The 22,498-nt window shown below is 65.9% G+C and carries 26 protein-coding genes and 1 tRNA gene; 16 read left to right on the forward strand and 11 right to left on the reverse strand.

Features of this window, described 5'->3' with window-relative positions; translation table 11 throughout:
- Positions 1-27 precede the first annotated feature (27 nt).
- The 4 genes from rapZ to KDC96_RS08495 all read left to right on the forward strand — a co-directional run bounded on the left by rapZ (position 28) and on the right by KDC96_RS08495 (position 2,584).
- A complete protein-coding gene (rapZ, locus tag KDC96_RS08480) occupies positions 28-963 on the forward strand; it encodes an RNase adapter RapZ (protein ID WP_212448036.1) in 936 nt (311 codons plus the stop codon).
- Between the two features lie 65 nt (positions 964-1,028).
- Positions 1,029-1,466, forward strand: a complete 438-nt coding sequence (locus KDC96_RS08485; RefSeq protein WP_212448037.1) for a PTS sugar transporter subunit IIA — start codon at positions 1,029-1,031, stop codon at positions 1,464-1,466.
- 10 nt (positions 1,467-1,476) lie between these two features.
- Complete coding sequence (locus KDC96_RS08490; protein WP_212448038.1) at positions 1,477-1,755, forward strand: HPr family phosphocarrier protein; 279 nt, start codon at positions 1,477-1,479, stop codon at positions 1,753-1,755.
- Between the two features lie 22 nt (positions 1,756-1,777).
- On the forward strand, positions 1,778-2,584 hold the full coding sequence (locus KDC96_RS08495; RefSeq protein WP_212448039.1) for an RNA methyltransferase: 807 nt from the start codon (positions 1,778-1,780) through the stop codon (positions 2,582-2,584).
- A 167-nt stretch (positions 2,585-2,751) separates the two neighbouring features.
- On the opposite strand, the gene KDC96_RS08500 is transcribed toward KDC96_RS08495, so the two are convergent.
- From KDC96_RS08500 to recR, 3 genes are all read right to left on the reverse strand, one after another.
- Positions 2,752-4,191: a DNA recombination protein RmuC gene (locus KDC96_RS08500; protein WP_212448040.1), complete on the reverse strand. Its 1,440-nt coding sequence runs from the start codon at positions 4,189-4,191 to the stop codon at positions 2,752-2,754.
- Between the two features lie 247 nt (positions 4,192-4,438).
- Positions 4,439-5,002: a peptide deformylase gene (gene def / locus KDC96_RS08505; RefSeq protein ID WP_212448041.1), complete on the reverse strand. Its 564-nt coding sequence runs from the start codon at positions 5,000-5,002 to the stop codon at positions 4,439-4,441.
- Between the two features lie 135 nt (positions 5,003-5,137).
- Positions 5,138-5,734 (reverse strand): recombination mediator RecR, encoded by a 597-nt coding sequence (gene recR, locus KDC96_RS08510; protein ID WP_212448042.1) that lies wholly within the window; start codon positions 5,732-5,734, stop codon positions 5,138-5,140.
- 53 nt (positions 5,735-5,787) lie between these two features.
- Between recR and fmt the strand changes: the two genes are divergently transcribed.
- Genes fmt through KDC96_RS08530 form a run of 4 tightly spaced genes read left to right on the forward strand, consistent with a single transcriptional unit; the run spans position 5,788 to position 8,964 of the window.
- Positions 5,788-6,705, forward strand: a complete 918-nt coding sequence (gene fmt, locus KDC96_RS08515) for a methionyl-tRNA formyltransferase (protein ID WP_212448043.1) — start codon at positions 5,788-5,790, stop codon at positions 6,703-6,705.
- Positions 6,702-7,454 carry a tRNA pseudouridine(38-40) synthase TruA gene (gene truA / locus KDC96_RS08520; protein ID WP_212448044.1) on the forward strand — a complete coding sequence of 251 codons (753 nt, stop codon included), beginning with the start codon at positions 6,702-6,704 and terminating at the stop codon, positions 7,452-7,454. The genes fmt and truA overlap by 4 nt, the downstream gene beginning before the upstream one ends.
- Positions 7,455-7,456: 2 nt before the next feature.
- On the forward strand, positions 7,457-7,858 hold the full coding sequence (locus KDC96_RS08525) for a hypothetical protein (RefSeq protein WP_212448045.1): 402 nt from the start codon (positions 7,457-7,459) through the stop codon (positions 7,856-7,858).
- A complete protein-coding gene (locus KDC96_RS08530; RefSeq protein ID WP_212448046.1) occupies positions 7,855-8,964 on the forward strand; it encodes a zinc-binding dehydrogenase in 1,110 nt (369 codons plus the stop codon). The genes KDC96_RS08525 and KDC96_RS08530 overlap by 4 nt, the downstream gene beginning before the upstream one ends.
- Positions 8,965-9,090: 126 nt before the next feature.
- Here KDC96_RS08530 and KDC96_RS08535 read toward each other — a convergent pair whose 3' ends face one another.
- Positions 9,091-10,071: an asparaginase gene (locus tag KDC96_RS08535; RefSeq protein ID WP_212448047.1), complete on the reverse strand. Its 981-nt coding sequence runs from the start codon at positions 10,069-10,071 to the stop codon at positions 9,091-9,093.
- A gap of 110 nt (positions 10,072-10,181) precedes the next feature.
- On the opposite strand from KDC96_RS08535, the gene KDC96_RS08540 reads away from it, so the two are divergent.
- Positions 10,182-10,257, forward strand: a tRNA-Val gene (locus tag KDC96_RS08540).
- Positions 10,258-10,331: 74 nt separating this feature from the next.
- On the opposite strand, the gene KDC96_RS08545 is transcribed toward KDC96_RS08540, so the two are convergent.
- Complete coding sequence (locus KDC96_RS08545; protein ID WP_249171727.1) at positions 10,332-10,901, reverse strand: TlpA disulfide reductase family protein; 570 nt, start codon at positions 10,899-10,901, stop codon at positions 10,332-10,334.
- Positions 10,902-10,967: 66 nt separating this feature from the next.
- Here KDC96_RS08545 and argH point away from each other — a divergent pair, with 66 nt between their 5' ends.
- Genes argH through KDC96_RS08565 form a run of 4 tightly spaced genes read left to right on the forward strand, consistent with a single transcriptional unit; the run spans position 10,968 to position 14,673 of the window.
- Complete coding sequence (argH, locus tag KDC96_RS08550; protein ID WP_212448049.1) at positions 10,968-12,305, forward strand: argininosuccinate lyase; 1,338 nt, start codon at positions 10,968-10,970, stop codon at positions 12,303-12,305.
- A complete protein-coding gene (locus KDC96_RS08555; RefSeq protein WP_212452533.1) occupies positions 12,305-12,571 on the forward strand; it encodes a hypothetical protein in 267 nt (88 codons plus the stop codon). The genes argH and KDC96_RS08555 overlap by 1 nt, the downstream gene beginning before the upstream one ends.
- Entirely contained in the window at positions 12,553-13,812 is a 1,260-nt protein-coding gene (lysA, locus tag KDC96_RS08560; RefSeq protein WP_212448050.1) for a diaminopimelate decarboxylase, read from the forward strand. Before KDC96_RS08555 ends, lysA begins: the two co-directional genes overlap by 19 nt.
- A gap of 6 nt (positions 13,813-13,818) precedes the next feature.
- Entirely contained in the window at positions 13,819-14,673 is an 855-nt protein-coding gene (locus KDC96_RS08565) for a bifunctional precorrin-2 dehydrogenase/sirohydrochlorin ferrochelatase (RefSeq protein WP_212448051.1), read from the forward strand.
- Here the strand turns inward: KDC96_RS08565 and KDC96_RS08570 are convergent.
- Positions 14,670-15,668, reverse strand: coding sequence for a MarR family transcriptional regulator (locus KDC96_RS08570; RefSeq protein WP_212448052.1), 999 nt, complete (start codon positions 15,666-15,668; stop codon positions 14,670-14,672). The two genes, KDC96_RS08565 and KDC96_RS08570, sit on opposite strands and share 4 nt — an antisense overlap.
- Before the next feature lie 128 nt (positions 15,669-15,796).
- Between KDC96_RS08570 and KDC96_RS08575 the strand changes: the two genes are divergently transcribed.
- Positions 15,797-16,399 carry an RNA polymerase sigma factor gene (locus tag KDC96_RS08575; RefSeq protein WP_212448053.1) on the forward strand — a complete coding sequence of 201 codons (603 nt, stop codon included), beginning with the start codon at positions 15,797-15,799 and terminating at the stop codon, positions 16,397-16,399.
- Positions 16,396-16,770, forward strand: coding sequence for a DUF6768 family protein (locus KDC96_RS08580; RefSeq protein ID WP_212448054.1), 375 nt, complete (start codon positions 16,396-16,398; stop codon positions 16,768-16,770). The genes KDC96_RS08575 and KDC96_RS08580 overlap by 4 nt, the downstream gene beginning before the upstream one ends.
- Here the strand turns inward: KDC96_RS08580 and KDC96_RS08585 are convergent.
- Entirely contained in the window at positions 16,767-17,318 is a 552-nt protein-coding gene (locus KDC96_RS08585; protein ID WP_212448055.1) for a murein L,D-transpeptidase family protein, read from the reverse strand. The two genes, KDC96_RS08580 and KDC96_RS08585, sit on opposite strands and share 4 nt — an antisense overlap.
- Positions 17,319-17,409: 91 nt before the next feature.
- On the reverse strand, positions 17,410-18,699 hold the full coding sequence (locus KDC96_RS08590) for an adenylosuccinate synthase (RefSeq protein WP_212448056.1): 1,290 nt from the start codon (positions 18,697-18,699) through the stop codon (positions 17,410-17,412).
- A gap of 206 nt (positions 18,700-18,905) precedes the next feature.
- On the opposite strand from KDC96_RS08590, the gene KDC96_RS08595 reads away from it, so the two are divergent.
- Entirely contained in the window at positions 18,906-19,958 is a 1,053-nt protein-coding gene (locus KDC96_RS08595) for an alpha/beta hydrolase (protein WP_212448057.1), read from the forward strand.
- A 21-nt stretch (positions 19,959-19,979) separates the two neighbouring features.
- Here the strand turns inward: KDC96_RS08595 and KDC96_RS08600 are convergent, their stop codons facing one another.
- The 3 genes from KDC96_RS08600 to KDC96_RS08610 all read right to left on the reverse strand — a co-directional run bounded on the left by KDC96_RS08600 (position 19,980) and on the right by KDC96_RS08610 (position 22,410).
- Positions 19,980-20,291: a hypothetical protein gene (locus KDC96_RS08600; protein ID WP_212448058.1), complete on the reverse strand. Its 312-nt coding sequence runs from the start codon at positions 20,289-20,291 to the stop codon at positions 19,980-19,982.
- Positions 20,292-20,509: 218 nt separating this feature from the next.
- Entirely contained in the window at positions 20,510-21,148 is a 639-nt protein-coding gene (locus KDC96_RS08605; RefSeq protein WP_212448059.1) for a hypothetical protein, read from the reverse strand.
- Positions 21,149-21,303: 155 nt separating this feature from the next.
- Entirely contained in the window at positions 21,304-22,410 is a 1,107-nt protein-coding gene (locus KDC96_RS08610; RefSeq protein WP_212448060.1) for an ATP phosphoribosyltransferase regulatory subunit, read from the reverse strand.
- Between the last annotated feature and the right edge of the window lie 88 nt (positions 22,411-22,498).

The raw sequence follows: 22,498 nt of genomic DNA on the forward strand, positions 1-22,498 counted from the left end.
GTCCCGGAATATCGCGACAACAGGTGCATGGCTCAGGCCCCAGATTCCCTTTCCACCCCGCCGCCCGACTCCGCCGCAGGGCAGCGCCTGCTGCTGCTGACGGGCCTGTCGGGTGCCGGAAAATCGACCACGCTCGACGTGCTGGAGGATCTCGGTTGGGAGACGATCGACAATTTCCCGGTGCGCCTGCTCAAACGGCTCGTCTCCAGGCCGGACGGTCAGCATGGTCGCCTCGCGATCGGGTTCGATTCGCGCACCCGTGGATTCGTGCCAAGCGACATCATCGCGCTGGTCAAGGATCTGGCTGAGCGCAACGATCTGACGGTCAGTTTCATGTTTCTCGATTGCGCCGGCGGCGAGGTCGAACGGCGCTACAACGAGACCCGCCGCCGCCATCCGATGGCGCAGGACCGCCCCTTGCGCGAAGGGATCGCGGCCGAGCGCGAATTGCTCGAGCCGCTGCGGCGTTGGGCCGATATCGTCGTCGACACCAGCGACATGTCGGCCAACGATCTGCAGGGCCATGTCCGCGACCTGTTCGGCGAAACCAGCCCCGAAACCCTGACGCTGACGGTATCGAGCTTCGGTTTTGCACGCGGCATGCCCCCGCTCGCCGATCTCGTGTTCGACATGCGGTTTCTCGACAATCCGCACTGGATCGAAGGGTTGCGCGAACTGACCGGTGAGGATGCGCCGGTCGCCGAACATATCGAGCGCGATCCGGCCTTCGGCCCGGCATTCGAGCAGATTCACGACCTCCTGCTCACCCTGCTTCCGCTGTATCAGGCGCAGGGCAAGGCCTATGTCCATGTCGCATTCGGCTGTACCGGGGGGAGACATCGCTCGGTATTCACCGCCGAACGCATGGCCCAAGGCTTGCGCGAGGCCGGATTTTCGCCCACTGTCCGCCACCGCAACCTTGGCTCGCGCGCCGCCGACGAACTCGAACGCGAACGCCGCTGACCGCGCCGACCGGATTGCTGGGTAAGACGTGTCGCGCAGATAGGCTAACGGACCGAATTTCACGCATGATTGGCTTGATCCTGGTGACGCACGGCCGCTTGGCCGAGCAATTCGTGGAAGCGATGCAGCATGTCGTCGGCCCGCAGGACGGTGTCGCGACGGTCTGCATCGGCCCGCATGACGACATGGAACAGCGCCGCGCCGAAATCGCCAAGGCGATCAAGCAGGTCGAGGACGGCAGCGGCGTGATCGTGCTGACCGACCTGTTCGGCGGCACTCCATCAAATCTGGCGATCTCGCTGCTCGAAGCGGGAAAGGTCGAAGTCATCGCCGGGATCAACCTGCCGATGCTGATTCGCCTCGCCGGGGCGCGCAAATCGATGAGCGTGGTCGAAGCGGTCGAAGCGGCGCAGACGGCCGGTCGCAACTACATCACGGTCGCCAGCGAACTGCTCGGCCACGACACGAAATCGGCAGCGAGCGCTGCAGGCGGCAAGGGTTGAGGCGATCGCGATGAGCGAATTGCGGCGTCAGATCACGATCGTGAACCAGCGCGGGCTCCATGCCCGAGCCAGCGCGAAGTTCGTCGGCGCGGTTGCCGCACTGTCCGACGGCACGCAGGTGCGCGTCGCCAAGGGCGGGCACGAGGCGGCAGGCGGCTCGATCCTCGGCCTGATGATGCTGGGCGCGGCGAAGGGCGACACGGTCGAACTGATCGTCGCAGGCGATGACGCCGAAGCGGCTTTCGAACAGCTCGGCGCGATGATCGAGGGCGGGTTTGGCGAAGACTGACGCGCGGGCTACAGGTCGGACCATGCGCAAGCACATCTCCGGATTTTCCAATCCCACGGTCAAGTACCTGCGCTCGCTGCGCGACAAGAAGCACCGCAAGCGCGCCGGGCAATTCCTGGTCGAGGGCCTTCGACTACTCGAGGATGCGCGCGCCGGTGGCCGCCTGCCGCGCCAGCTGGTGATGGCCGAGGGGCGCGAGCCGCATGAACTGCTGACCCGGCTCGAAGGCGAAGTCGTGGCAGCGGGCGGTGAAGTGATCGAGACGACGCCGGACATTCTTTCGAAGATCACCGGCAAGTCGAACGCGCAGAGCGTGGTCGGGGTGTTCGACGAATGGGACACGTCGCTCGGGCGGATCGCGCGCGAGGCGGCACCGATCTGGCTGGTGGCGCAGGCTTTGCGCGATCCCGGCAATCTCGGCACGATGTTGCGCACCGGCGATGCCGTCGGCGCGGGCGGGGTGATCCTGATCGACGATTGCGCCGATCCGTTCAGCGCCGAGGCCGTGCGCGCGAGCATGGGCGCGGTGTTCACGCAGCAGCTGGCGCAGGCGCGGTGGGAGGAATTCGTGCCGTGGCTGCGCGGGGGTGCCGGACAGCTGGTGGCCGCGAGCCTGCGCGATGCGGTGCCGTATCGGGGCGCGGCCTACGAGGCGCCGTGCTTCATCCTGGTCGGCAACGAATCGCAGGGTCTGCCCGAAGCCTACGAGGCTGAGTGCGATCTGCGGGTGACGATGCCGATGCGCGGCCGCGCCGACAGCCTCAACGCGGCGGTCGCGGGCGCGGTGCTGGCCTACGAAGTGCTGGAGAGCCTCGAAGGGCCAAGTTGACACACCTGACACAGTGTCATGCGGCAATCCTGGCAAATTTCTTAATGTTCAGAACGACTTGAAGCGAAAAAGCGAAGTTGACGCTTCGCCAACTCGGTTTGGGATTGCGGACGGCGATGTGAAAGAGCCGCAGGCATCCTGACAGCCGCTGATCGTGTAGGAAAGCGCTACTCCGCCGCGTCGCGCCGGTCTTCCAGTCCGGGAAAGGCGCTCTCGGCCCTGTTCTCCGCCTTGTCGACCGCTTCGGCATCCTCGGCATTGTAGCGCGGCGCGCTTTCGACCAGCGGAACCTCGTCGATCTCGCGCTTGCCGATCTCGATCCCCTTGTCGGCAAGCCGCTTACCCGAAGACAGGACGTTGCGCTCGAAGCTGCCGACGAACTTGTTGTAATTGTTGACTGCGGTTTCGAGGCCGCCGCCCACGCGCTTGAGGTGATCGGCGGCAACGCGCAGCCGGTCGTAAAGCTCCGCGCCCATCTTGCCGATTTCCTGCGCCTCTTTCGCCAGCCCGTCCTGCCGCCAGACTTGCGCGACGGTGCGCGCGATGGCGACGAGGTTGGTCGGGGTGGCGAGCAGCACCCGGCGCTCGAAGGCGAAATCCCACAGCTCCGGGTCCGCGTCTAATGCGGCGGTGACGAAGTGTTCGCCCGGCACGAACATGATGACGTAGTCGGGCGCTTCCTCGAACTGGCTCTGGTAGCTCTTCGCGCCGAGCGTCTGGACATGGTTGCGCATCGACTTGGCGTGGAGACCGAGATGGCGTTCGCGCTCGCTGTCCTCATCCGCCTCGAACGCGGCCTGGTAGGCGTTGAGCGAGACCTTGGAATCGATCACCAGCTTCTTCTGGCCCGGCACGTTGATGATCGCATCGGGGCGCAACCGGCCCTCGTCGGTGTCGACCGAATGCTCCATGATGAAATCGGTGTGCTGCGCGAGGCCGCATTGTTCGAGCAGGTTCTGCAGCGCCCGCTCGCCCCAGCGCCCGCGCGCCTTGGGCGCGTTGGTGAGCGAATTGCCGAGCCGCTGCGCCTCGCGCCGGACCTCTTCCTGCCCCTCGCGCATCGACTGGATCAGGCCATTTAACTGCCCGAACGCATCGACCCGCTGCTTCTCCAGAGTTTCGACCTGCTTTTCGTACTTCTCGAGCCGCTCGCCCACCGGGCTGAGCAGCGCCTTGATCTTCTGCTCGCCGGCTTCCTCGGATTGCTTGAAGCGTTCGTCGGCGCGGCGCAGGAATGCCTCCTGCGCCTTGGACAGTACCGCAGCGCCGGTGTTCTCGAATTCCTTCAAAAGCTTGTCGCGCGATTCTTCGAGGAGCTTCTTCTGCTCGGCAAACCCGGCGCGCTCCGCCCTGAACGCGGCATTCTCCTCGCGCGTCCGGTCCAATTCGCCCGCCAGCGCATCGGCCCGCGCCGCACGTTCGTTGGCGGCGGAAAGATCGACCTTCGCCTCGCCCAGTTCGGCGATGGCTTTCTTGAAGTCGCCCTCGCGCTCGGCGAGTCGCTCGCGCAGATCGGCAGCGGATTTCGAGGCAAAGAACCAAACGCCGCCGCCGCCCAATCCGACACCGACGACGAGCGCTACAATCAAGAGAATCGGTTGTTCCATGCCTTCTTATAGCACGGAACAAAATAGGAACACCAGCGCCGTGTAGGATATCCCCGAAAAGAAGCCCGACCCCGGATCAAGTCCGGGGTGACGAAGTGCCAAATCGGGCCAAAGGCCCGCAAGGGCGGAGTCGAAGTCGGAGACGCAGACGTGCAAAGCACACCTGCAAGCCCGCCCGCAGGCGCCCGTAGCGAAGCGGAGGAACAGCGCCGAGGACGAACGCGCGGATGCGCGTTCGAAACGAGAACTACGCCGCCTGCCTGATCTTCTTCAGCTTCTTGAGCGCCATCTGGCGCTTCAGCCGCGACAGGTGATCGATGAACAGGATCCCTTCGAGGTGGTCCATCTCGTGCTGCAGGCAGGTCGAGAGCAGGCCTTCGAGATCTTCGGTGTGCTCCTTTCCGTCGAGGTCCTGATATTTGACCGTGCAGGTCGCCGGGCGATCGACATCGGCGAAGATTTCGGGGACCGACAGGCAGCCTTCCTCGTAGGTGTTGAGCTCGTCCGCCGGATTGAGAATCACCGGATTGATGAACACGCGCGGATCGTTGATGACCGGTTGGCGTTCGTTGCCATCCTCGTCCTCGATCGGGTCGGCGTCCATGTCGCGTTCCTGCAGGTCGATCACCAGCACCCGCTTGGGCACGCCGACCTGGATTGCCGCCAGCCCGATGCCGGGCGCGTCGTACATGGTTTCGAACATGTCGGAGACGAGCGTGCGCAGGTCATCGTCGAACTCGTGCGGTTCGACGGGGGACGATACGGTCTTGAGCCGGGGGTCCGGCACTTCGAGGATTTCACGGATAGCCATATTGGGAAAATAGTCTGGGGTCGCGCGGATTTCAACGGGTCGGAAACCCACCCCGCTGCGACTAGCGAGCAAGCTCGCAAGTCTCGCTGCCCCTCCTTTGAGGGAGGGGTTGGGGTGGGTGCTCGACGTTGGTGGTTATCCTACCGGCCGCCTCGCCCTGAGCGCCTGCGCGAGCGTGCCTTCGTCAAGGTAATCGAGTTCTCCTCCGACCGGCAGGCCGTGCGCAAGCTGGGTGATGCGCAGCGCATACGGCTCCAGCCGTTCGGCGAGGTAGTGCGCGGTGGTCTGCCCTTCGAGCGTGGCGTTCATCGCCAGCACCACTTCGTCGATTCCGCCGTCCTCGACCCGCGCGAGCAGGCTGGCGATATTGAGATCGTCCGGGCCGATGCCGTCGAGCGCGGACAGCTTGCCGCCGAGTACGTGGTAGCGCCCCTGGAACAGCCGCGCGCGGTCGAGCGCCCAGACGTCGGCGACATCCTCGACCACGCACAGCGCCTTCGCGTCGCGCTTGGGATCGGCGCAGATACCGCAGGGGTCCTTCGTATCGACATTGCCGCAGGTGGCGCATTCCACCAGCGTCTCCGACACCGCATCCAGCGCTTCGAGCAAGGCGGGCAAAGCCTGTTCGCGGTTCTTGACCAGCCACAGCACCGCCCGCCGCGCCGAGCGCGGGCCGAGACCCGGAAGCCGGGCGAGAGCGCCGGAGAGCGCTTCGATCTCTTGCGATGCCATGGGGGGAGAGATAGGGGCTGGCGCTCGGTTCACAAAGCTCGGGCATCCACCTTATGCGCATCATCTTCATGGGAACGCCGGACTTTGCGGTGCCAGCGCTGGTGGCCCTAAACAAATGGGGGCATGAAGCGGGGCATCAAATCGCCTGCGTCTACAGCCAGCCGCCGAGCCGCTCCGGGCGGGGCAAGAAGCTGCGGCCCTCGCCGGTTCACGCCAAGGCGGAGGAACTGGGGTTGGAAGTGCGCACGCCGAAATCGCTCCGGAACGCGGAGGCACAGGCCGAATTTGCCGCGCTCGAGGCCGATGTGGCGGTGGTCGCGGCATATGGGCTGATCTTGCCGCAACCGATCCTCGACGCGCCGAAGCACGGCTGCCTCAATATCCACGCCTCGATCCTGCCGCGCTGGCGCGGGGCGGCGCCGATCCACCGCGCGGTGATGGCCGGGGACGAGGAGACGGGCGTGACGATCATGCAGATGGAGGCCGGGCTCGACACCGGGCCGATGCTGCATATCGTGCGGACACCGATCGCGAGCAAGACCACCGGCGAGCTGACCGCCGAACTGGCCGAGCTGGGCGCGGGGGCGATGGTGGAGCTGCTCGCCAATCTCGAAGGTTATGCCCCGCAGCCGCAGGACGATGCACTCGCGACCTACGCGCCCAAGATCGACAAGGCCGAAGCGCGGATCGACTGGGCACGGCCTGCCGAAGACGTTGTTAGGCACATTCACGGCCTTGCCCCGTTTCCGGGAGCGTGGTTCGAGCTTGAGGGCGAGCGGGTGAAGCTGCTCCGCGCAGCCGTGTTCGAGGGGAACGACGAGCCCGGGACGGTGATCGATGACGAACTGACCATCGCCTGCGGGTCCGGCGCGATCCGCCCGGTCCGCCTGCAACGCGCGGGCAAGCCAGCGATGGACCGCGACGATTTCCTGCGCGGCAAGCCGGTTGCGGCAGGGACCAGCCTCGCTTGACCCGCTTCGCGCTCACTCTCGAATTCGACGGCACACCGTTTCAGGGCCTGCAGCGCCAGAAGTACGGGCCGAGCGTGCAGCAATCGGTCGAGGAGGCGCTCCACGCGATCACCGGCGAGGATGCGACCCTGCACAGCGCCGGACGCACCGATACCGGGGTGCACGCGCTGGCGATGCGCAGCCATGTCGATCTCAACAAGGACATCGACGCCTTCCGCTTGTCCGAAGCGCTCAACGCGCATCTGCGGCCCGATCCAATTGCCGTCACCCATTGCGCAATCGTCCCGGACGACTGGCACGCGCGGTTCTCCTGCATCGGGCGGCGCTATGTCTATCGCATCGTCAATCGCCGTGCACCGCTGACGCTCGACAAAAACCGCGCGTGGCAGGTGGCGCAGGAGCTCGACCACGAAGCCATGCACCGCGCGGCGCAGGCGCTGGTCGGGCGGCACGATTTCACCACTTTCCGTTCTGCGCATTGCCAGGCGGCGGACCCGGTCAAGACGCTCGATCGGCTCGACGTCGAACGCGAAGGAGAGGACATCCGCATCCACGCCGCCGCGCGCAGTTTCCTGCATCACCAGGTCCGCTCGATGGTCGGCTGCCTCAAGCTGGTCGGACAAGGGACATGGCGCGAGCAGCAGATCCCCGAAGCGCTGGAAGCGCGCGACCGCGCCGCATTGGGGCTTAACGCCCCGCCCCACGGGCTCTACTTCGTCGAAGCGATCTATCCATCAGAGGGGGAGTAAGCGTGTCCAACTGGTACAGGATACCGCCCAGCTTTCGGATCACCGAGCGCGAGTACCGGGCGAATATCGACGGCATGAACATCGTGTTCGGCGCCGTGCTGGGATTCGTGCTGGTCGGAGCGGAGAACGTGGAAGTCCGGGATTTCATCGGGCTGCTTATGCTGAGCGCCGCGATCGTGATCCTGATCCTGTATCTGGGATCGAGCGAATACAAGCTGTTCAACGCCACCATCACGGCGGTGAGTATCGCATTCCTGCCCTACATATCGGTCGACCTGTTCGACATCACCGAGGTTCCCAAACTGCAACCGACGCTTGCCATCTGGGCGCTGATGGTGCTCGGAGTGGAACTCATTCCGCGCGCACCCTCGCATGACAGGATTTCACAGGAGAAAGACCAATGACCACCGGCAAACAGCTGTTCACCACCCTTACCGCCGACGGGAACCTGACGCTGGAGATCAGCGAGGAGTCCTTCCCCGAGCCGACCGGCAACCAGGTGCTGGTCAAGATGGAGGCTGCGCCGATCAACCCGTCCGACCTCGCGATCCTAACCAGCGCGGCCGACTTCGACAACGCCGAGTATTCTTCCGGGAAAGTGGTGGCGACCATGCCCGAACCGTTCTTGTCCGGCCAGAAGGCGCGCCACGGGCAGCGACTGCCTGCGGGTAACGAAGGCGCGGGCACGGTGGTTGCGACCGGCGACAGCGACATGGCGAAGGCGCTGATGGGCCAGCGGGTCGCTTGCGTCCCCGGCAACGCCTTCAGCCAGTATGCCATCGCCGATGCGATGATGTGCCTGCCGCTGGGCGATCACGACAGCGAGACCGGCGCGTCCTCGTTCGTCAACCCGATGACCGCGCTGGGCTTCGTCGAGACCGCGAAGATGGAAGGCCACGATGCGATCGTGCACCTCGCCGCCGCTTCCAACCTCGGCCAGATGCTCAACAAGATCTGCCTCGAAGACGGGATGAAGCTGGTCAATATCGTCCGCAAGCAGGAGCATGTCGACCTGCTCAAGGGCCTCGGCGCGAAGTGGGTCGTGAACTCCTCGGACGACGATTACATGAGCCAGCTGCGCGCGGCGATCATGGAAACCGGCGCGTTTCTCGGTTTCGATCCGATCGGCGGGGGGCAGAATTCGGACCATGTGCTGAAAGCGATGGAGCAGGTCGCGGTGTCGCAGATGAGCGAATACTCGCGCTACGGCTCCAACCAGGACAAGAAGATGTACATGTACGGTCGGCTCGACCTCGGCCCGACGATCCTGACGCCGTCCTACGGCCTGCAATGGTGCGTGCAGGGCTGGCTGCTGACGCCGTTCATGCAGAAGGCCGGGATGGAAACGGTGGTGAAGATGCGCACCCGCGTGCAGCAGAACCTCACCACGACCTTTGCGAGCCACTACAAGGCGAAGGTCAATCTCGAACAGATGCTAAGCAAGGACGCGATCACCGATTATCGCCAGATGAAGACCGGCGAGAAGTATCTGGTGACGCCCTGGGGGTGAGAGTCTTTGGTTTTCGCACGCCATCCGGCGTGCGATTTCCTCGCTCACGCGATCAAAGATCGCATCGCTGCGGGCGGCCGGTCGGCCTTGCGGCTGCTGCGCAGCCGGAGTTCGGACCATTCACCATCATGGATTATCGAAGGCACGCTGGATCGCGGCAGGATCGGTTTCGCCCGCCGCGATCAGCATTTGCAGCAGGATGCGCGCCTTTTGCGGGTTGAGCGCGCGCGCGGCGACGAAGCGGTTTGCGTCGTCCTCCGGCTCGCGGTCGACCAGCCCCTCGTCCACGCGGCTCGCGCGCACGACCGGCATGCCTCTGGCCGCCAGAGCCACCAACGCCTGCCGCACCGGTTCGGGCATGTTGCCCTCGCCCACGCCCGAGACGACTACGCCGCGCGTGTGATCGGTGACTAGCCGCTCCACGTAATCCGGCGTCATGCCCGCGTGAACGAACAGGATCGGCACGTCGGGCAGGTCCGCGCGGAACGCGAACCGCGCGCCTTCGCCCGTCCGCCACGGCGCACCAAACCAGTCGAGCGAACTCGGCGTCACCAGCCCCACCGAACCGCGCGGGAAGCCCTGGAACGCATCGGTGCCGCGGGTGCGGGTCTTGCGCACGTCGCGCGCGGCGAACACCCGCTCGCCCATCACCACCAGCACGCCCCGGCCCGCTGCGTGCGGGTCGCTCGCCACGCGCATCGCGTTGGCGAAATTCCGAAGGCCGTCATAGCCCACCGCCGTCGCCGGGCGCATCGCGCCGACCAGCACCACCGGCTTGGTGGTCGGCAGGGTCAGGTCGAGCAGGAACGCGGTTTCCTCGACCGTGTCGGTGCCGTGGGTGACGATCACGCCGTTGCACTCCGGATCGGCGATGGCGGCGGAGATGGCACCGTGCAGCCTGTGCCAGATCGCCGGTGTCATATCCTCCGAACCGACAGCGGCGACCTGCTCGCCTGTCAGATTGGCTGCGATGCCGAGGTCCGCGACCAGCCCGAGAAATTCCTCGATCCCGATCTGCCCCGGCCGATACTCGTGCCGGGTGGCCGAATCGGCCTTGCCCGCGATGGTGCCGCCGGTCGCAAGCACGGTGAGATTGGGAATGCTCATCGCCTGCGCCGATAGCCCCGCTGCCCCTCACAGGCCAGACAGCAATTGATTTTCAGGATTCGCGCGCTAGATGGCACCCACCGCTTCGCTTTGGCGAAGGTCTGGCCGTGGGGCGATTAGCTCAGTTGGTAGAGCATCTCGTTTACACCGAGAGGGTCGGCAGTTCGAGCCTGTCATCGCCCACCAGTTTCGACGGCACGAATTGATCCGGGGGATCAATCCGGGTCGAAACTCCCGAGCGCAAGCGAGGGGTCACCCCCTTATTTCGCAAGCGCCGCGCGGATTTCCGCGATCGCGCCCTCACTGCTCCATTCGTAATCGCCCGCGACGCGGAACACTTCCCTGCCTTCGGCATCGAACAGGATCGTGGTCGGCAGCAGACCGCCCTGGGTAAATCGCACCGCGAGTTCGGATTCGGGATCGAGCCACGGTTCGAGATTGCGGAAATCGCGCTCGGCGAAGAACGGCGTGACGACCTCGGCGCCGCGAATATCCTGGCTGATGGTCAGCACCTTCACCTCGTCGCCCAGTTCGTCCGCCAGATCGTCGAGCAGCGGCATTTCGACAACGCACGGCGCGCACCATGTCGCCCACAGGTTGAGCAGCACCGGCGTGCCCTTCAGATCGGCGAGCGCGAGCGCATTTCCGTCCGGGTCCTGGAACGTCAGATCGGGCAATTCGGTCCCCGCCTGCGCGCGCACGATCTTGCCCGGCAGCGGCGGCGGCGCGGGCGCGTCGGCTGCGGGAGCTGCGCTCTCCCGTTGCGAAGTCTCGCCGGGGGCCGTATCGCACCCGGCCAGAGCGAAGACCGACAGGGCGATTATGAGCAAAGACCGGGACATATCGGGTTCCAACCAGATGTGGGGGGCAGGTTCGCCGACGGACCTAGCGCGATCATGCGCGAAATCAATGCCTCGATCCCGTTCGACAAGGCGCTGTGGCGGCAGGATATCGCGGCTTCGCAGGCGCATGTGGCGATGCTGGCGAAGCAGGGGATCGTCAGCGCGGCCGACGCGAAGGCCATTGCATACGGTCTCGCGCAAATAGCCGGCGAGTACGAGCAGGATGGCGTGCCCGAGGACTGGGACCTCGAAGACATCCACATGACCACCGAGGCGCGGCTGACCGAGCTGATCGGCCCTGCCGCCGGACGCCTCCACACCGCGCGCAGCCGCAACGATCAGGTCGCGACCGATTTCAAGCTGTGGGTGCGCGAGGCGCTGGACGCGATGGATGCTGGGCTGGCCGATCTTCAGCGCGCGCTAGTGGCCCGCGCGGGCGAGCACGCGGACAGCATCATGCCCGGCTTCACCCATCTGCAGACGGCGCAGCCGGTGACGCTGGGGCATCACCTGATGGCTTACTACGCAATGCTTCGCCGCGACCGCTCGCGGCTCGCCGATGCGCGCACGCGGCTCAACGAATGCCCGCTCGGCAGCGCCGCGCTGGCCGGGACCGGGTTCCCGATCGACCGCGATGCAACGTCGCAAGCGCTCGGTTTCGACCGGCCCACCGCCAACTCGCTCGACGCCGTGTCCGACCGCGATTTCGCGCTCGATTACCTGTTCGCCGCGAGCCAGTGCGCGCTGCACCTCTCGCGCCTCGCCGAGGAACTGATCCTGTGGGCGAGCCAGCCCTTCGGCTTTGTGCGGATGCCCGATGCGCTCTCGACCGGCTCCTCGATAATGCCGCAGAAGAAGAACCCCGACGCCGCCGAACTGGTGCGCGGCCATGCGGGGCGGGTGATCGGCTGCGCCACCGCGCTGATGGTGACGATGAAGGGCCTGCCGCTCGCCTATTCGAAGGACATGCAGGACGACAAGCCGCCGGTGTTCGAGGCCGCCGGGCTGATGGAGCTCTCGATCGCCGCGATGACCGGGATGATCGCCGATGCGACCTTCCGCACCGAGCGGATGCGGCAGGCCGCCGAACTCGGCTTCGCCACCGCCACCGATCTCGCCGACTGGCTGGTGCGCGAGGCCGACATCCCGTTCCGCGAGGCGCACCACATCACCGGCGCGGCGGTAAAGCTGGCCGAGGAAAGCAATTGCGCGCTGATCGAACTGCCGCTCGCCGAGTTGCAGGCGATCGACGCGCGGATCGACGCACGGGTGTTCGACGCCCTCTCGGTCGACGCGTCGGTCGCCGCGCGCGCCTCCTATGGCGGAACCGCGCCCGAGCAGGTAAGGCTGCAGGTTGCGCGCGCTCGCGCCGAGCTCGGGATGGATGGATGATGCGGATAGTACTTCTTTGCGGATGCGCGCTGGCGCTGGCGGCCTGCGGCTCGCGCGCGCAGCTGACCCCGCCCGAAGGCGCGAGCCTGCCGGTCGCCGCCTATGGCGCACCCGAACAGCCGACCGCCGAGGAACTGCTCGAACTGGAAACCCTTGCCGCTCCGCAGCGCAGTGTGGAATTGCGCCGCCGCTCCGAAGAGCGCGAGGATGACCCGTTCGACCTGCCCCCGAATAGACCGACGAGACGATGGACCATTTTGCCCTGAAGGACGGCGTGCTGCACGCCGAGGACGTGCCGCTGCCGCGCATTGCAGATGAGGTCGGGACGCCGGTCTATGTCTATTCGCGCGCCACGCTGGAGCGGCATGCACAGGTGTTTCGCGACGGGCTGTCGGATGTGCCCGACAAGCTGATCGCCTTCGCGGTCAAGTCCAACCCCAACCTTGCGGTGCTCAAGGTGCTGCAGCGGCAGGGATACGGCGCGGATGTCGTGTCGGTCGGCGAGATGCGCCGCGCGCTTGCGGCCGGGATCGCGCCCGAACTGATCGTGTTCTCGGGCGTCGGCAAGACCCGCGCCGAGCTGACTGCCGCGCTCGAAGCGGGGATCGGGCAGTTCAACATCGAGAGCGAGGAAGAGGGCCTCGAGCTGGCCGAACTCGCCGCCGCAATGGGGCTGACCGCGCATTGCGCGCTGCGGATCAACCCGGATGTCGATGCCGGGACGCACGACAAGATCTCGACCGGCAAGGCCGACAACAAGTTCGGCGTGCCGATCGATCAGGCGGGGCAGATCTTCGGCAAGCTCGCGAGCCATGACGGCGTCAACCTGCGCGGGGTCGCGGTGCATATCGGCAGCCAGCTCGGCGAACTGGCACCGCTCGAACGCGCCTTCGCCAAGCTGGGCGAACTGGTCGCGGCGCTGCGCGGCGCGGGCCATGCAATCACCCATGTCGATCTCGGCGGCGGGCTGGGAGTGCCGTATCGCAAGGGCGAACAGCTGCCCTCCCCGGCCGAATACGGCGCAATGGTCGCGCGGGTGACGCGGGACTGGGGCGTGAAGCTGATCTTCGAGCCGGGCCGGGTGATCGCGGGCAATGCCGGAGTGCTGCTGACGCGCGTGGTGCGGGTCAAGCGCGGGCTGAACCACCCGTTCGTGATCGTCGATGCGGCGATGAACGATCTCGCCCGCCCGGCTCTCTACGGAGCCTACCATCATTTCGAAGCGGTCGAACCGACCGGCGCGGACATGACCGCGAACATTGTCGGCCCGATCTGCGAAACCGGCGACACCTTCGCGATGGGCCGCGAATGCGACGCGCTGCAAAGCGGCGATCTCGCGGTGTTCCGCACCGCCGGTGCCTATGGCGCGACGATGGCGTCGAGCTACAATTCGCGCGGCTTCGTGGCCGAGGTGCTGGTCGATGGCGACAAGTTCGCCGTCGTGGCCGACCGGATCGCGGCGGGCGCGATCATGGATGCCGAGCGCGTGCCCGAATGGCTGGCCTGAAGCGGCATGGCTGAACTCGCCAGCCTTCCGCTGTTCCACCGGATCGCCGGGCAGAAGGTGCTGGTGCTGGGCGAAGGCGATGCCGCCGAACCCAAGCGGCGGCTGGTGACACGCGCCGGGGGTATCGTGATCGACGATCAGGCGCAGGCGGTGGACGAAGGCGTTCGCATCGCCTTCGTCGCATATGAGGACCCGAAAGCCTGCGAGGTCGCGGCGATCAACCTGCGGTGCGCCGGGATGCTGGTCAATGTCGTCGACCGGCCCGAATTGTGCGATTTCACCACTCCGAGCATTCTCGAACGCGACCCGCTGCTGATCGCGATCGGCACCGGCGGCGCATCGGCGGGGCTCGCCAAGCATGTGCGCCTGCGGCTCGAACGGTTCCTTCCGGCCACGCTGGGCAAGCTGGCAGACGCGCTCCATGCCGTTCGCCCGAAGCTGCGTGAGCGATTCCCCGGCAGTGCCGAGCGGCGCCGCGCCCTCGACGAGGCGCTGCGCGAAGGCGGCGCGCTCGATGCGATCGATCCAGCATCGCACGAACGTGTATCGGGCTGGGTCGAAGGTTCGCAGACGGCGAACGCAGCCGAATGGCACGAAGTGGATCTGGCCAGCGACGATCCGGACGACCTGACGATCCGCCAGTCGCGCTTGCTGGGAGAGGCCGATGCGCTCTGCCTCCACGGAGATATCGCCCCTGCAATCCTTGCCCGCGCGCGTGCCGATGCCCTGCGGCTGACGTGCGACAAAGCCGTTTGCCCGCTCGCCGATCCCCGTGACCCTACCGGTGGGATGCCGGTCTGCGCCGGGGCAAACCGGACCGGCGGTGTGACCGTGATCCTGCGCCGCGAAACCGAACGCTAGGCCGCCACCGCGAGCGGCATTTCGATCGCGGCGAAGTACCGCGCCATCGCATCGACGCTGCGATCGCTCAGCGCGATGAAGGTGCGACGCTTGTCGCTCGAATCCGCGATCCGCTCGAACACTCCGGTATCGACCAGCTGCTTGATCCAGCGCAGCGCGGTGGTCGCCGGAACGCCGGCCGCGATGCACAGCGACGTCACCGAAACCCGTGTGTGCTCGGCATGCGCGGCGGTGAGATCGAGCAGCATGTCCCAAGCCGGATCGGAGAACAGCTCGGCATCGAAGAACTTGCTGCGCGCCTGCCTGCGGACGATGATCTGTCGCACCAGTCGCGGGTCGGGCAGCGGCGGTCGCACCGACTTCCCGCCCAGAGTGCCCGGTGCCCCGCCGTCGCCGGGGCCGCGCCAGTCGCGCCTGGAATCGGCCAGCCGCCGGGGTTCGGCCAATCCATCCGCGGAAATCCGGTCGAGCTGCTGCGCGATCGCTTCGACCTGCTGCGATAGCCGCAACAGCGCGAGGCGATCGTCCTCGGTCATTTCGCGCACCCTTCGATTGGCGACGGTCCGCATCACCCGGCCGACCGCAACCACCCGTTCCGCGCGGCTCGGCTGAACCAGGATTTGCGGGCTGGACTGGTCGAGCGCGTCGAACACATCGTCGAGCGCGTCGAGCGAGGTCGAGACGATCAGCTGCGCCCCGGCGCGCGCCGCGCGCATGTCGAGCCGCGCCAGCGCCGCCAGTGTCGCTGCGTCGACCAGCGGGCAATCGACCAGCACCACATCGCCCAGCAGCGCGATCGGACCTGCGAGCAGCACGCCGAGATCTCCGCCATCGAGCGTGCGAAACCCCGCTCCGGCAAGGTCTTCCGCGATCTGTCGCCTGATTCCCGCCCGGTCGCCGAAAATCGCGACCCGCGCGGGCAATCCCGCTCCGTCGCGCGCCAAGTTGCGATCGCTGGAATCGTAATTGAAGTCTTCGGGCTCACTCTTGACCATGGACTCGCCTCCTCGATTGCGGAACGAGAGTAGAACAAAACGTGTTCAGGTCAAGAATTCGTTGCCGCCTTGCGATTTTTCGCGGCCTGCATTGAACCTTTTGCGCTTCGCGTCAGACTACCCGGGCAATGACGCAAGCGCTTCGCCCCGGGTCCGTGCCGCCAGCCGGTGCAGTTTTCGACGAGTTGCTCGTCATGCTGGCGCAGCAGGGCGACAAGCGCGCGCTCGAACGCCTGCATGCGCGCTGGAATCCTCGTCTCGCCCGCGCCGCGCTGCGTTATACCGGCGATGCCGACCTCGCGCGCGATCTGGTGCAGGAATGCTGGATCGGCATCTGGAAAGGCCTCGGTCGCCTGCGCGATCCGGCGCGGTTTCGTGCCTATGCCTTTGCGGTATTGCACCGGCGCGGCGCCGACCACCTGCGGCGCGTGATCGGCGAGCGTACCCATGCGGCCGCGCTGGCCGATAACGGAACCGACGATCCCTCGTTCCCCGCGATGCAGGCCGAGCGGCTCGCGCTGCACCAGGCGTTCGCTGCACTGCCGCCCGACCAGCGCCTGGCCGCGCATCTGCATTTCGTCGAAGGGCTGACCCTGCGCGAGATCGCCGAGGTGCAGGATGTCGCCACCGGTACCGCGAAGAGCCGCCTGTTCCACGCCCGCCGCAAGCTGAAAGCGGCCCTGAGCGGGCAAACACCCGAAACCACCGACCCCCAAGGAGAACCCGTATGAACACCCATGACGAACGGATCGCCGCCGCGCTCGACGAGGACGACAAGGCCTTTCTCGCCTCACTGGACGAGGGACGCGGCATGTTCACCCAGATCGGAGACGTGCTTGTCGGCCCGCTCGGCGGCTGGTCGAAGCTGATATTCGCCGTGGCATTCGTGCTTGGCTTTGTGCTGCTTTATGCAGGGTGGCGCTTTTTCACCGCCGAAGCATCCGATGAGATGGTGTGGTGGGGCGCGATTACGCTCGCCGTCCTGATGATGCAGGGCTTCATCAAGGAATGGTTCTACAACCGCATGAACATGCTCGCCATCCTGCGCGAGGTGAAGAAGCTGCAGCTGCAGGTTGCGCTGCTTTCCTCGGACAAGGGCTAGGGCCGGATCTCGATCGGGGTGCCGTCGGGCACGATGCTCCACAGCTCCTCGATCTCGGCGTTGGTCAGCGCGATGCAGCCATCGGTCCAGTCGCCGCGCATCCGGCGATCCGATGGCAGCCCGTTGGGCTGGCCATGGATGAAGATGTCGCCGCCCGCCGATCGCCCATATTGCGCGGCGAAGGCGCGGTCGGCGGAGTTGGGATAGTCGATCCGCAGGCTCAGGTGATAGGAGCTGTTCGGGTTGCGGGTGTGGATCGTGTAGATCCCTTCCGGAGTGCGCTCGTCGCCTTCGAACCGCTTGTGCCCGTAAGGGGCATCGCCGAACTGCAGCCCGTAATAGACCTTGATCGGTTGGCCCTGCGCATAGGCGACAAGGATGCGGTCGGACTTGTCGACCAGCAGGTAGTCGGCGACGCGGTAGGTGGGAGCCGGGATCGCCCGGACCACCGGCGCACGATAGACCACCGGCTCGCGCACCGGCGTGGCCGGTTGCCCGGCGCAGGCGGCGAGGGCGAACAGCGCGATCGGGGCGAGCAGGCGTCTCATTCCGCGAGAATGTATCGCCTCGCACGCCGCCGGGCAATTCCGCCGCTGCCCCTGTGTCCCATGCGGGGAACCGGCCGTGAAGCAGGCCGCCTCAATCGACGAACGGATCGCGCATCAGGATCGTGTCGTCGCGCTCCGGACTGGTCGAAACAAGCACGACCGGGCATTCGATCAGCTCCTGGATGCGCTGAATGTACTTGATCGCATTGGCGGGCAGGTCGGCATAGCTGCGCGCACCGGCGGTCGATTCGCTCCAGCCCTCCATCTCCTCGTAGATCGGCTCGACCGACTCCTGGTCCCCGGCATGGCTGGGCAGGTAGTCCATGACATTGCCGCGCAGCCGGTACCCGGTGCAGATCTTCACCGTCTCCAGCCCGTCGAGCACGTCGATCTTGGTCAGCGCGATACCGGTCACGCCGCTGATCGCGCAGGTCTGGCGTACCAGCACCGCGTCGAACCAGCCGACCCGCCGCTGGCGCCCGGTGACGGTGCCGAATTCATGGCCGCGCTCGCCCAGCCGCTGGCCAACCTCGTCGTCGAGTTCGGTCGGGAACGGTCCCGAGCCGACGCGGGTGGTGTAGGCCTTGACGATCCCGAGCACGAAACCGGTCGAGTTCGGACCCAGCCCGCTCCCGCTCGCCGCGGTGCCGCTGACGGTGTTGGAGCTGGTGACGAAGGGATAGGTGCCGTGATCGACATCGAGCAGCACGCCCTGCGCGCCTTCGAACAGGATCTTCGCCCCCGCCTTGCGGACCTTCTTCAATCGCTTCCACACCGGCTGGGCAAACCGCAGCACGAACGGCGCGACGTCGCGCAGCTCGGCCAGCAGCGCCGCACGATCCACCGGCGGCTGGTCGAACCCGGCGCGCAGCGCATCGTGATGCGCGCACAGCCGGTCGAGCTGCGGTTCGATATGGTCGAGATGTGCGAGGTCGCACACCCGGATCGCGCGGCGACCGACCTTGTCTTCGTAGGCCGGGCCGATCCCGCGCCCGGTCGTGCCGATCTTGCCCTTGCCCGCCGCGCCTTCGCGCAGCCCATCGAGATCGCGGTGCAGCGGCAGGATCAGCGGGCAATTGTCGGCGACAGCAAGGCTATCATCGTTGATGACCACGCCTTGCCCTTCGAGCTTCGCCACCTCGTCGCGCAACGCCCACGGATCGAGCACCACGCCGTTGCCGATCATGCTCATCGTTCCCGAGACGATGCCCGAGGGCAGCAGCGAGAGCTTGTAGGTCGTGCCGTCGATCACCAGCGTGTGCCCGGCATTGTGGCCGCCCTGAAACCGGACCACGGCATCGGCGCGGCTCGCGAGCCAGTCGACGATCTTGCCCTTGCCCTCATCGCCCCACTGGGCGCCGATCACGGTGACGTTGGCCATTGCTTTCCCTTGCTGAACCCCATGTCTGGTCGTGCGCAGGCACGCGCAAACCGCGCGGGGTTAGGCGCTGGGGCATGGAAGGGCAAGCGCGTTCGGCGGCTGCCTCACAGGCTGCACGTTACAATTCGCGACCGCTTTTGCATTGCCCCGCGCGAAGGGTTTGCGCGAGACCTGCGTTGAACGTGGGTAACGATCGGAGCCAGACCATGAATCGCCTCGCCACAGCCCTCGTCGCGGGCCTCGCCACCATGCTGATCGCCGCGCCGATCCTTGCGCAGCGGTCCGATCGCCCCTCGCGCGAATGCGTGCGCGAAATCGTGCAGCTCTGCGGACGCGACCGCTCGAAGATCCGGTCCTGCCTGCAGGAGAAAGCGAGCCAGCTGTCGGAAGGTTGCGCAGCGGAAGTGCGCGAGCGCGCCCAGCAGCGCGGACAACGGGGACGAAGAAGCCGCGACGGGGCAGCTGGGGGACAATTCCAATCCTCGGCCAAGATCGATCGCACGATCTTCTACGGTCAGCACCAGCGCCAGCAGATCGACGTCTACGAACCCGACGATGCGGTGGACGAACTGCCAATGATCATCTTCATCCACGGCGGCGGCTGGTCGTTCGGCAATCACAAGACCACGGTCCAGAACAAGCCCAATCACTTCAATGGCAATGGCTACTATTTCGCCTCGACCGGTTACCGCCTCCTGCCCGACGCGCCCGTGGAGCAGCAAGCACAGGATATCGGCGCGGCGATCCGGGCACTGCGCGGGCAGGCATCGGCAATCGGCTTCGATCCCGACCGGATCGTGCTGATGGGCCACAGCGCGGGCGCGCATCTGGCAGCGCTGGTTGCGACCGATCCGCAATATGCGGGTGATGCGTTCGCAGCGATCAAGGGCGTCGTGTTGCTCGACGGCGCTGGCTACGATGTCACCGCCATTATGGCCGATCCCGCCCCGCAGGCGGCGCAGATCTATCGAACGGCATTCGGCAACGATCCGGCGCGTCAGGCAGCGCTGTCCCCGGTGACACACGTCGGCGGTCGCGATGCGCCCAACTGGCTGGCGCTCTATGTGGAAGAGCGAGACCGCGCGAAAGTTCAGGCGGAGATGCTGGTCGCCGGATTGCAGGCCGCAGGGGCGAATGCCGAGGCTGTGGCAATCGCGGGCACCGATCATGGGCGCATGAACCGCGAACTCGGCACCGAGGACGGCGCGGAACAAACGTCGGCCGTGGGTCGTTTTCTCGCTTCGACGTTCGACGGTTAGGTCGATCGCGCGACCGCGAAGTCAGAACTCCGCGTCGCCGGGCCAGACGAGGCCTTGCCTTACCGACCACACATCGTCGTCCTGCGCCAGCCAGAGCGTCAACCGGCAATCGCCATCGACCCAGGTTTCCTCGCGGATCGTTCGGCCTGCGTCCTTCTCCTGCGAGAAGACGTTGAGCAGGCCAATGCGAAACTCCGTCGCGCCTTCGCCCAGAAGGAATTGCTCGGTCGAGGACGGCTCTCCAAGCATATCGTGCGCCTCCTGCTGCGACTTGCCGTTATAGTCGGCGGTTTGAGCCAGGGTGTCGCACCCGTTCGATTTCCACTGCGCCATGGAATACTCCTCGCTTCCCAGGCCGGACCCTGCCGACGCGCTTGATTTGTCCGAAGGTGTTCCGCTTGTACCCGACGTCTCTGCGATCGCATCGTCAGACTTGTTCGGCAGATTGGCGAGCGAAGCATTTCCGTCGCATCCCCACGTCATCACCAGCACGCCTGCTAAGACGAAGGCGAACGAACGTCTTGGTCCTGTTGCGATTTGTGGCGGAGCGATCATCGGATCACCGCCACCTGAAAGGTCGTGTTTGGGATCATCGTGTTCAGTTCCCCGATTATCGTATCGAAATGCCGGGTGCGCAACTCGCTTCCCTGATTCATCATGCTTCTGAAGTCGCTGTTGTGAGGCGAGGATGCGGGATACTCGTCACCGCGCCCCAGAACCGCCGTATTGCCTGCCGAATGCCCGAATTCATGAGCGACCGGATATTGCCGGTTGGTCGGTCGGCTGGTCGAAACCGTGCGCGGATTGATGTCGTTCGTATCGAGCGAGATCGTTCGCGCATTCCAGCGCACCGAGCTCGTTACCTGTGCACTGGGAGCAATCTTCTGCACGGTAACTGTCCAGTGCTGGTTGCTGGTCACCCAGCGGATGTCCCAGTTGACGACGTAGTTACCGGGCGTCCTTGCCACCTGCGACGTACCGCGCGCCCTCAGGAATGCCCGGCCACTCCAGTATTGCCAAACGAGGCGATCGGCGGCGTTGTGAAAATCCCGCCGTTCGGTTGCGGTCCATGCAGTCTGGCCGGGAGCGACAATCCAGTTGTAGAGCCAGCGTTGCTGGAGAAAGATGACCCGGTTCGTGGTGTCGATGTCGATCTCGCACCATGCGATGTCCCGCGTCACATGCCCCATTCACACCTCCGCCAGGAATTCGCTGCCCAATTCACACCAGTTGGATGCCTAGCAGGTCCTTGTTCCAATGAACACAGGGTATTGAACGTATTCGGAAGCGCTTGGAAAGTATTCGCAGGCTCTTCGCGCTGACCGGACAAATGCAGCAAGCCGGACTACAGGGGCGATAGATCGTTTCCGCGCAGGGCGTGCGTGCATCCGAGCGCATGCGGATCGTCGTCTTCGGCAAGCTGCGCCACGGTTCGCATCCCCTGCCCGCGCAGTTCCGCCGCAGCGACGGGATCATGCCCATAGGGCAGGAACACAGTCTGCACCGCTTCGGGCTCCGGTGCCACTTCGGCCAGCCGGTCGACGTACAGCGTGAAGCCGGTCGCGGCCTCGCCGGTGCCGCCTATTCGGTACGTGCCTCCGCGCCCCGCCGCGCCGCGCACTCCCTCGGCATAGAGCGTGAACCCGAACCAGCTCTGGTATTCGAAACCATAGCGTTCGGTCGGGTCGAGCGTCATCCGCGCCGCGTCGCCAACGCCCGCCGCGACCGCCTCGAGCCCGTCGAGCCGGGTCGCGAGCGCGCCGCCCGCATCGAGTTCGCGCAGCTTCGCCATCGCTTCGGCAAACGGGCCGGTAGCGTAGAGCAGCGGCAGGTACGCCGAGCCGCCGACCGCTTTCAGCCCGCCCGCATCCTTGGTGTCGAGTTCGCGGCGGATCTCTTCGATCGTATCGGCATCGAGCGACCGGTCCTGCGCCGCGATCGTGTCGACGAGGTCGGGCAAAGTGAAATCGACCGAAATCCCCGCCAGACCCGCCGCCTGCAGCGCTTCGATCGCAACCATTACGACCTCGCTCGCCGCCGCGACCGTGTCGGATCCGATCAGCTCACCCCCCAGTTGCAACCGCTCGCGCGCAGGATCGAGCTGGCTCGCCTTGATGACGACCGTGTCGCCGCAATAGGCCAGCCGCAACGGGCGCGCCGCGTCCTTCATGCTGGTCGTTGCGATCCGGCCGATCTGCGGGGTGATGTCGCTGCGCAGCGCCAGCGTGCGCAGGCTCGCCGGGTCGACGAAGCGGAACATCTGGTTGGTATGGATGCCCTCCATCCGGCTCGCGAGCGATCGCTCGAATTCGAGCAGCGGCGGACGCACGCGGTCGTAACCATGCGCGCCCAGCATATCGAGGCAGGCCCGCATGGCCGCGGTGATCCGCGCTGCCGCGCGCGGCAGAGCGTCTTCGAGTCCTTCGGGCAGGAGATCGGTGGGTTGGGTCATTGCCAGCGCGCTTAGCGCCCTATGTCTGCCGGGGAAAGCCCACCCCGCTGCGACCAGCCAGCAAGCTGGCAAATCTCGCTCCCCTCCC

Source organism: Erythrobacter sp. JK5, assembly GCF_018205975.1.
Lineage (GTDB): Bacteria > Pseudomonadota > Alphaproteobacteria > Sphingomonadales > Sphingomonadaceae > Erythrobacter.

Excerpts from the sequence above, each read along its gene's own strand:
- KDC96_RS08500 (WP_212448040.1), bottom strand. The coding sequence starts at position 4,191 with ATGGAACAACCGATTCTCTTGATTGTAGCGCTCGTCGTCGGTGTCGGA.
- KDC96_RS08605 (WP_212448059.1), bottom strand. The coding sequence starts at position 21,148 with ATGGGGCATGTGACGCGGGACATCGCATGGTGCGAGATCGACATCGAC.
- KDC96_RS08535 (WP_212448047.1), bottom strand. The coding sequence starts at position 10,071 with ATGAGCATTCCCAATCTCACCGTGCTTGCGACCGGCGGCACCATCGCG.
- KDC96_RS08600 (WP_212448058.1), bottom strand. The coding sequence starts at position 20,291 with ATGGCGCAGTGGAAATCGAACGGGTGCGACACCCTGGCTCAAACCGCC.
- KDC96_RS08570 (WP_212448052.1), bottom strand. The coding sequence starts at position 15,668 with ATGGTCAAGAGTGAGCCCGAAGACTTCAATTACGATTCCAGCGATCGC.
- KDC96_RS08595 (WP_212448057.1), top strand. The coding sequence starts at position 18,906 with ATGAATCGCCTCGCCACAGCCCTCGTCGCGGGCCTCGCCACCATGCTG.
- recR (WP_212448042.1), bottom strand. The coding sequence starts at position 5,734 with ATGGCATCGCAAGAGATCGAAGCGCTCTCCGGCGCTCTCGCCCGGCTT.
- KDC96_RS08580 (WP_212448054.1), top strand. The coding sequence starts at position 16,396 with ATGAACACCCATGACGAACGGATCGCCGCCGCGCTCGACGAGGACGAC.
- KDC96_RS08485 (WP_212448037.1), top strand. The coding sequence starts at position 1,029 with ATGATTGGCTTGATCCTGGTGACGCACGGCCGCTTGGCCGAGCAATTC.
- def (WP_212448041.1), bottom strand. The coding sequence starts at position 5,002 with ATGGCTATCCGTGAAATCCTCGAAGTGCCGGACCCCCGGCTCAAGACC.
- rapZ (WP_212448036.1), top strand. The coding sequence starts at position 28 with ATGGCTCAGGCCCCAGATTCCCTTTCCACCCCGCCGCCCGACTCCGCC.
- KDC96_RS08490 (WP_212448038.1), top strand. The coding sequence starts at position 1,477 with ATGAGCGAATTGCGGCGTCAGATCACGATCGTGAACCAGCGCGGGCTC.
- KDC96_RS08495 (WP_212448039.1), top strand. The coding sequence starts at position 1,778 with ATGCGCAAGCACATCTCCGGATTTTCCAATCCCACGGTCAAGTACCTG.
- KDC96_RS08530 (WP_212448046.1), top strand. The coding sequence starts at position 7,855 with ATGACCACCGGCAAACAGCTGTTCACCACCCTTACCGCCGACGGGAAC.
- fmt (WP_212448043.1), top strand. The coding sequence starts at position 5,788 with ATGCGCATCATCTTCATGGGAACGCCGGACTTTGCGGTGCCAGCGCTG.
- argH (WP_212448049.1), top strand. The coding sequence starts at position 10,968 with ATGCGCGAAATCAATGCCTCGATCCCGTTCGACAAGGCGCTGTGGCGG.
- KDC96_RS08585 (WP_212448055.1), bottom strand. The coding sequence starts at position 17,318 with ATGAGACGCCTGCTCGCCCCGATCGCGCTGTTCGCCCTCGCCGCCTGC.
- KDC96_RS08575 (WP_212448053.1), top strand. The coding sequence starts at position 15,797 with ATGACGCAAGCGCTTCGCCCCGGGTCCGTGCCGCCAGCCGGTGCAGTT.
- KDC96_RS08555 (WP_212452533.1), top strand. The coding sequence starts at position 12,305 with ATGCGGATAGTACTTCTTTGCGGATGCGCGCTGGCGCTGGCGGCCTGC.
- lysA (WP_212448050.1), top strand. The coding sequence starts at position 12,553 with ATGGACCATTTTGCCCTGAAGGACGGCGTGCTGCACGCCGAGGACGTG.
- KDC96_RS08565 (WP_212448051.1), top strand. The coding sequence starts at position 13,819 with ATGGCTGAACTCGCCAGCCTTCCGCTGTTCCACCGGATCGCCGGGCAG.
- KDC96_RS08590 (WP_212448056.1), bottom strand. The coding sequence starts at position 18,699 with ATGGCCAACGTCACCGTGATCGGCGCCCAGTGGGGCGATGAGGGCAAG.
- KDC96_RS08610 (WP_212448060.1), bottom strand. The coding sequence starts at position 22,410 with ATGACCCAACCCACCGATCTCCTGCCCGAAGGACTCGAAGACGCTCTG.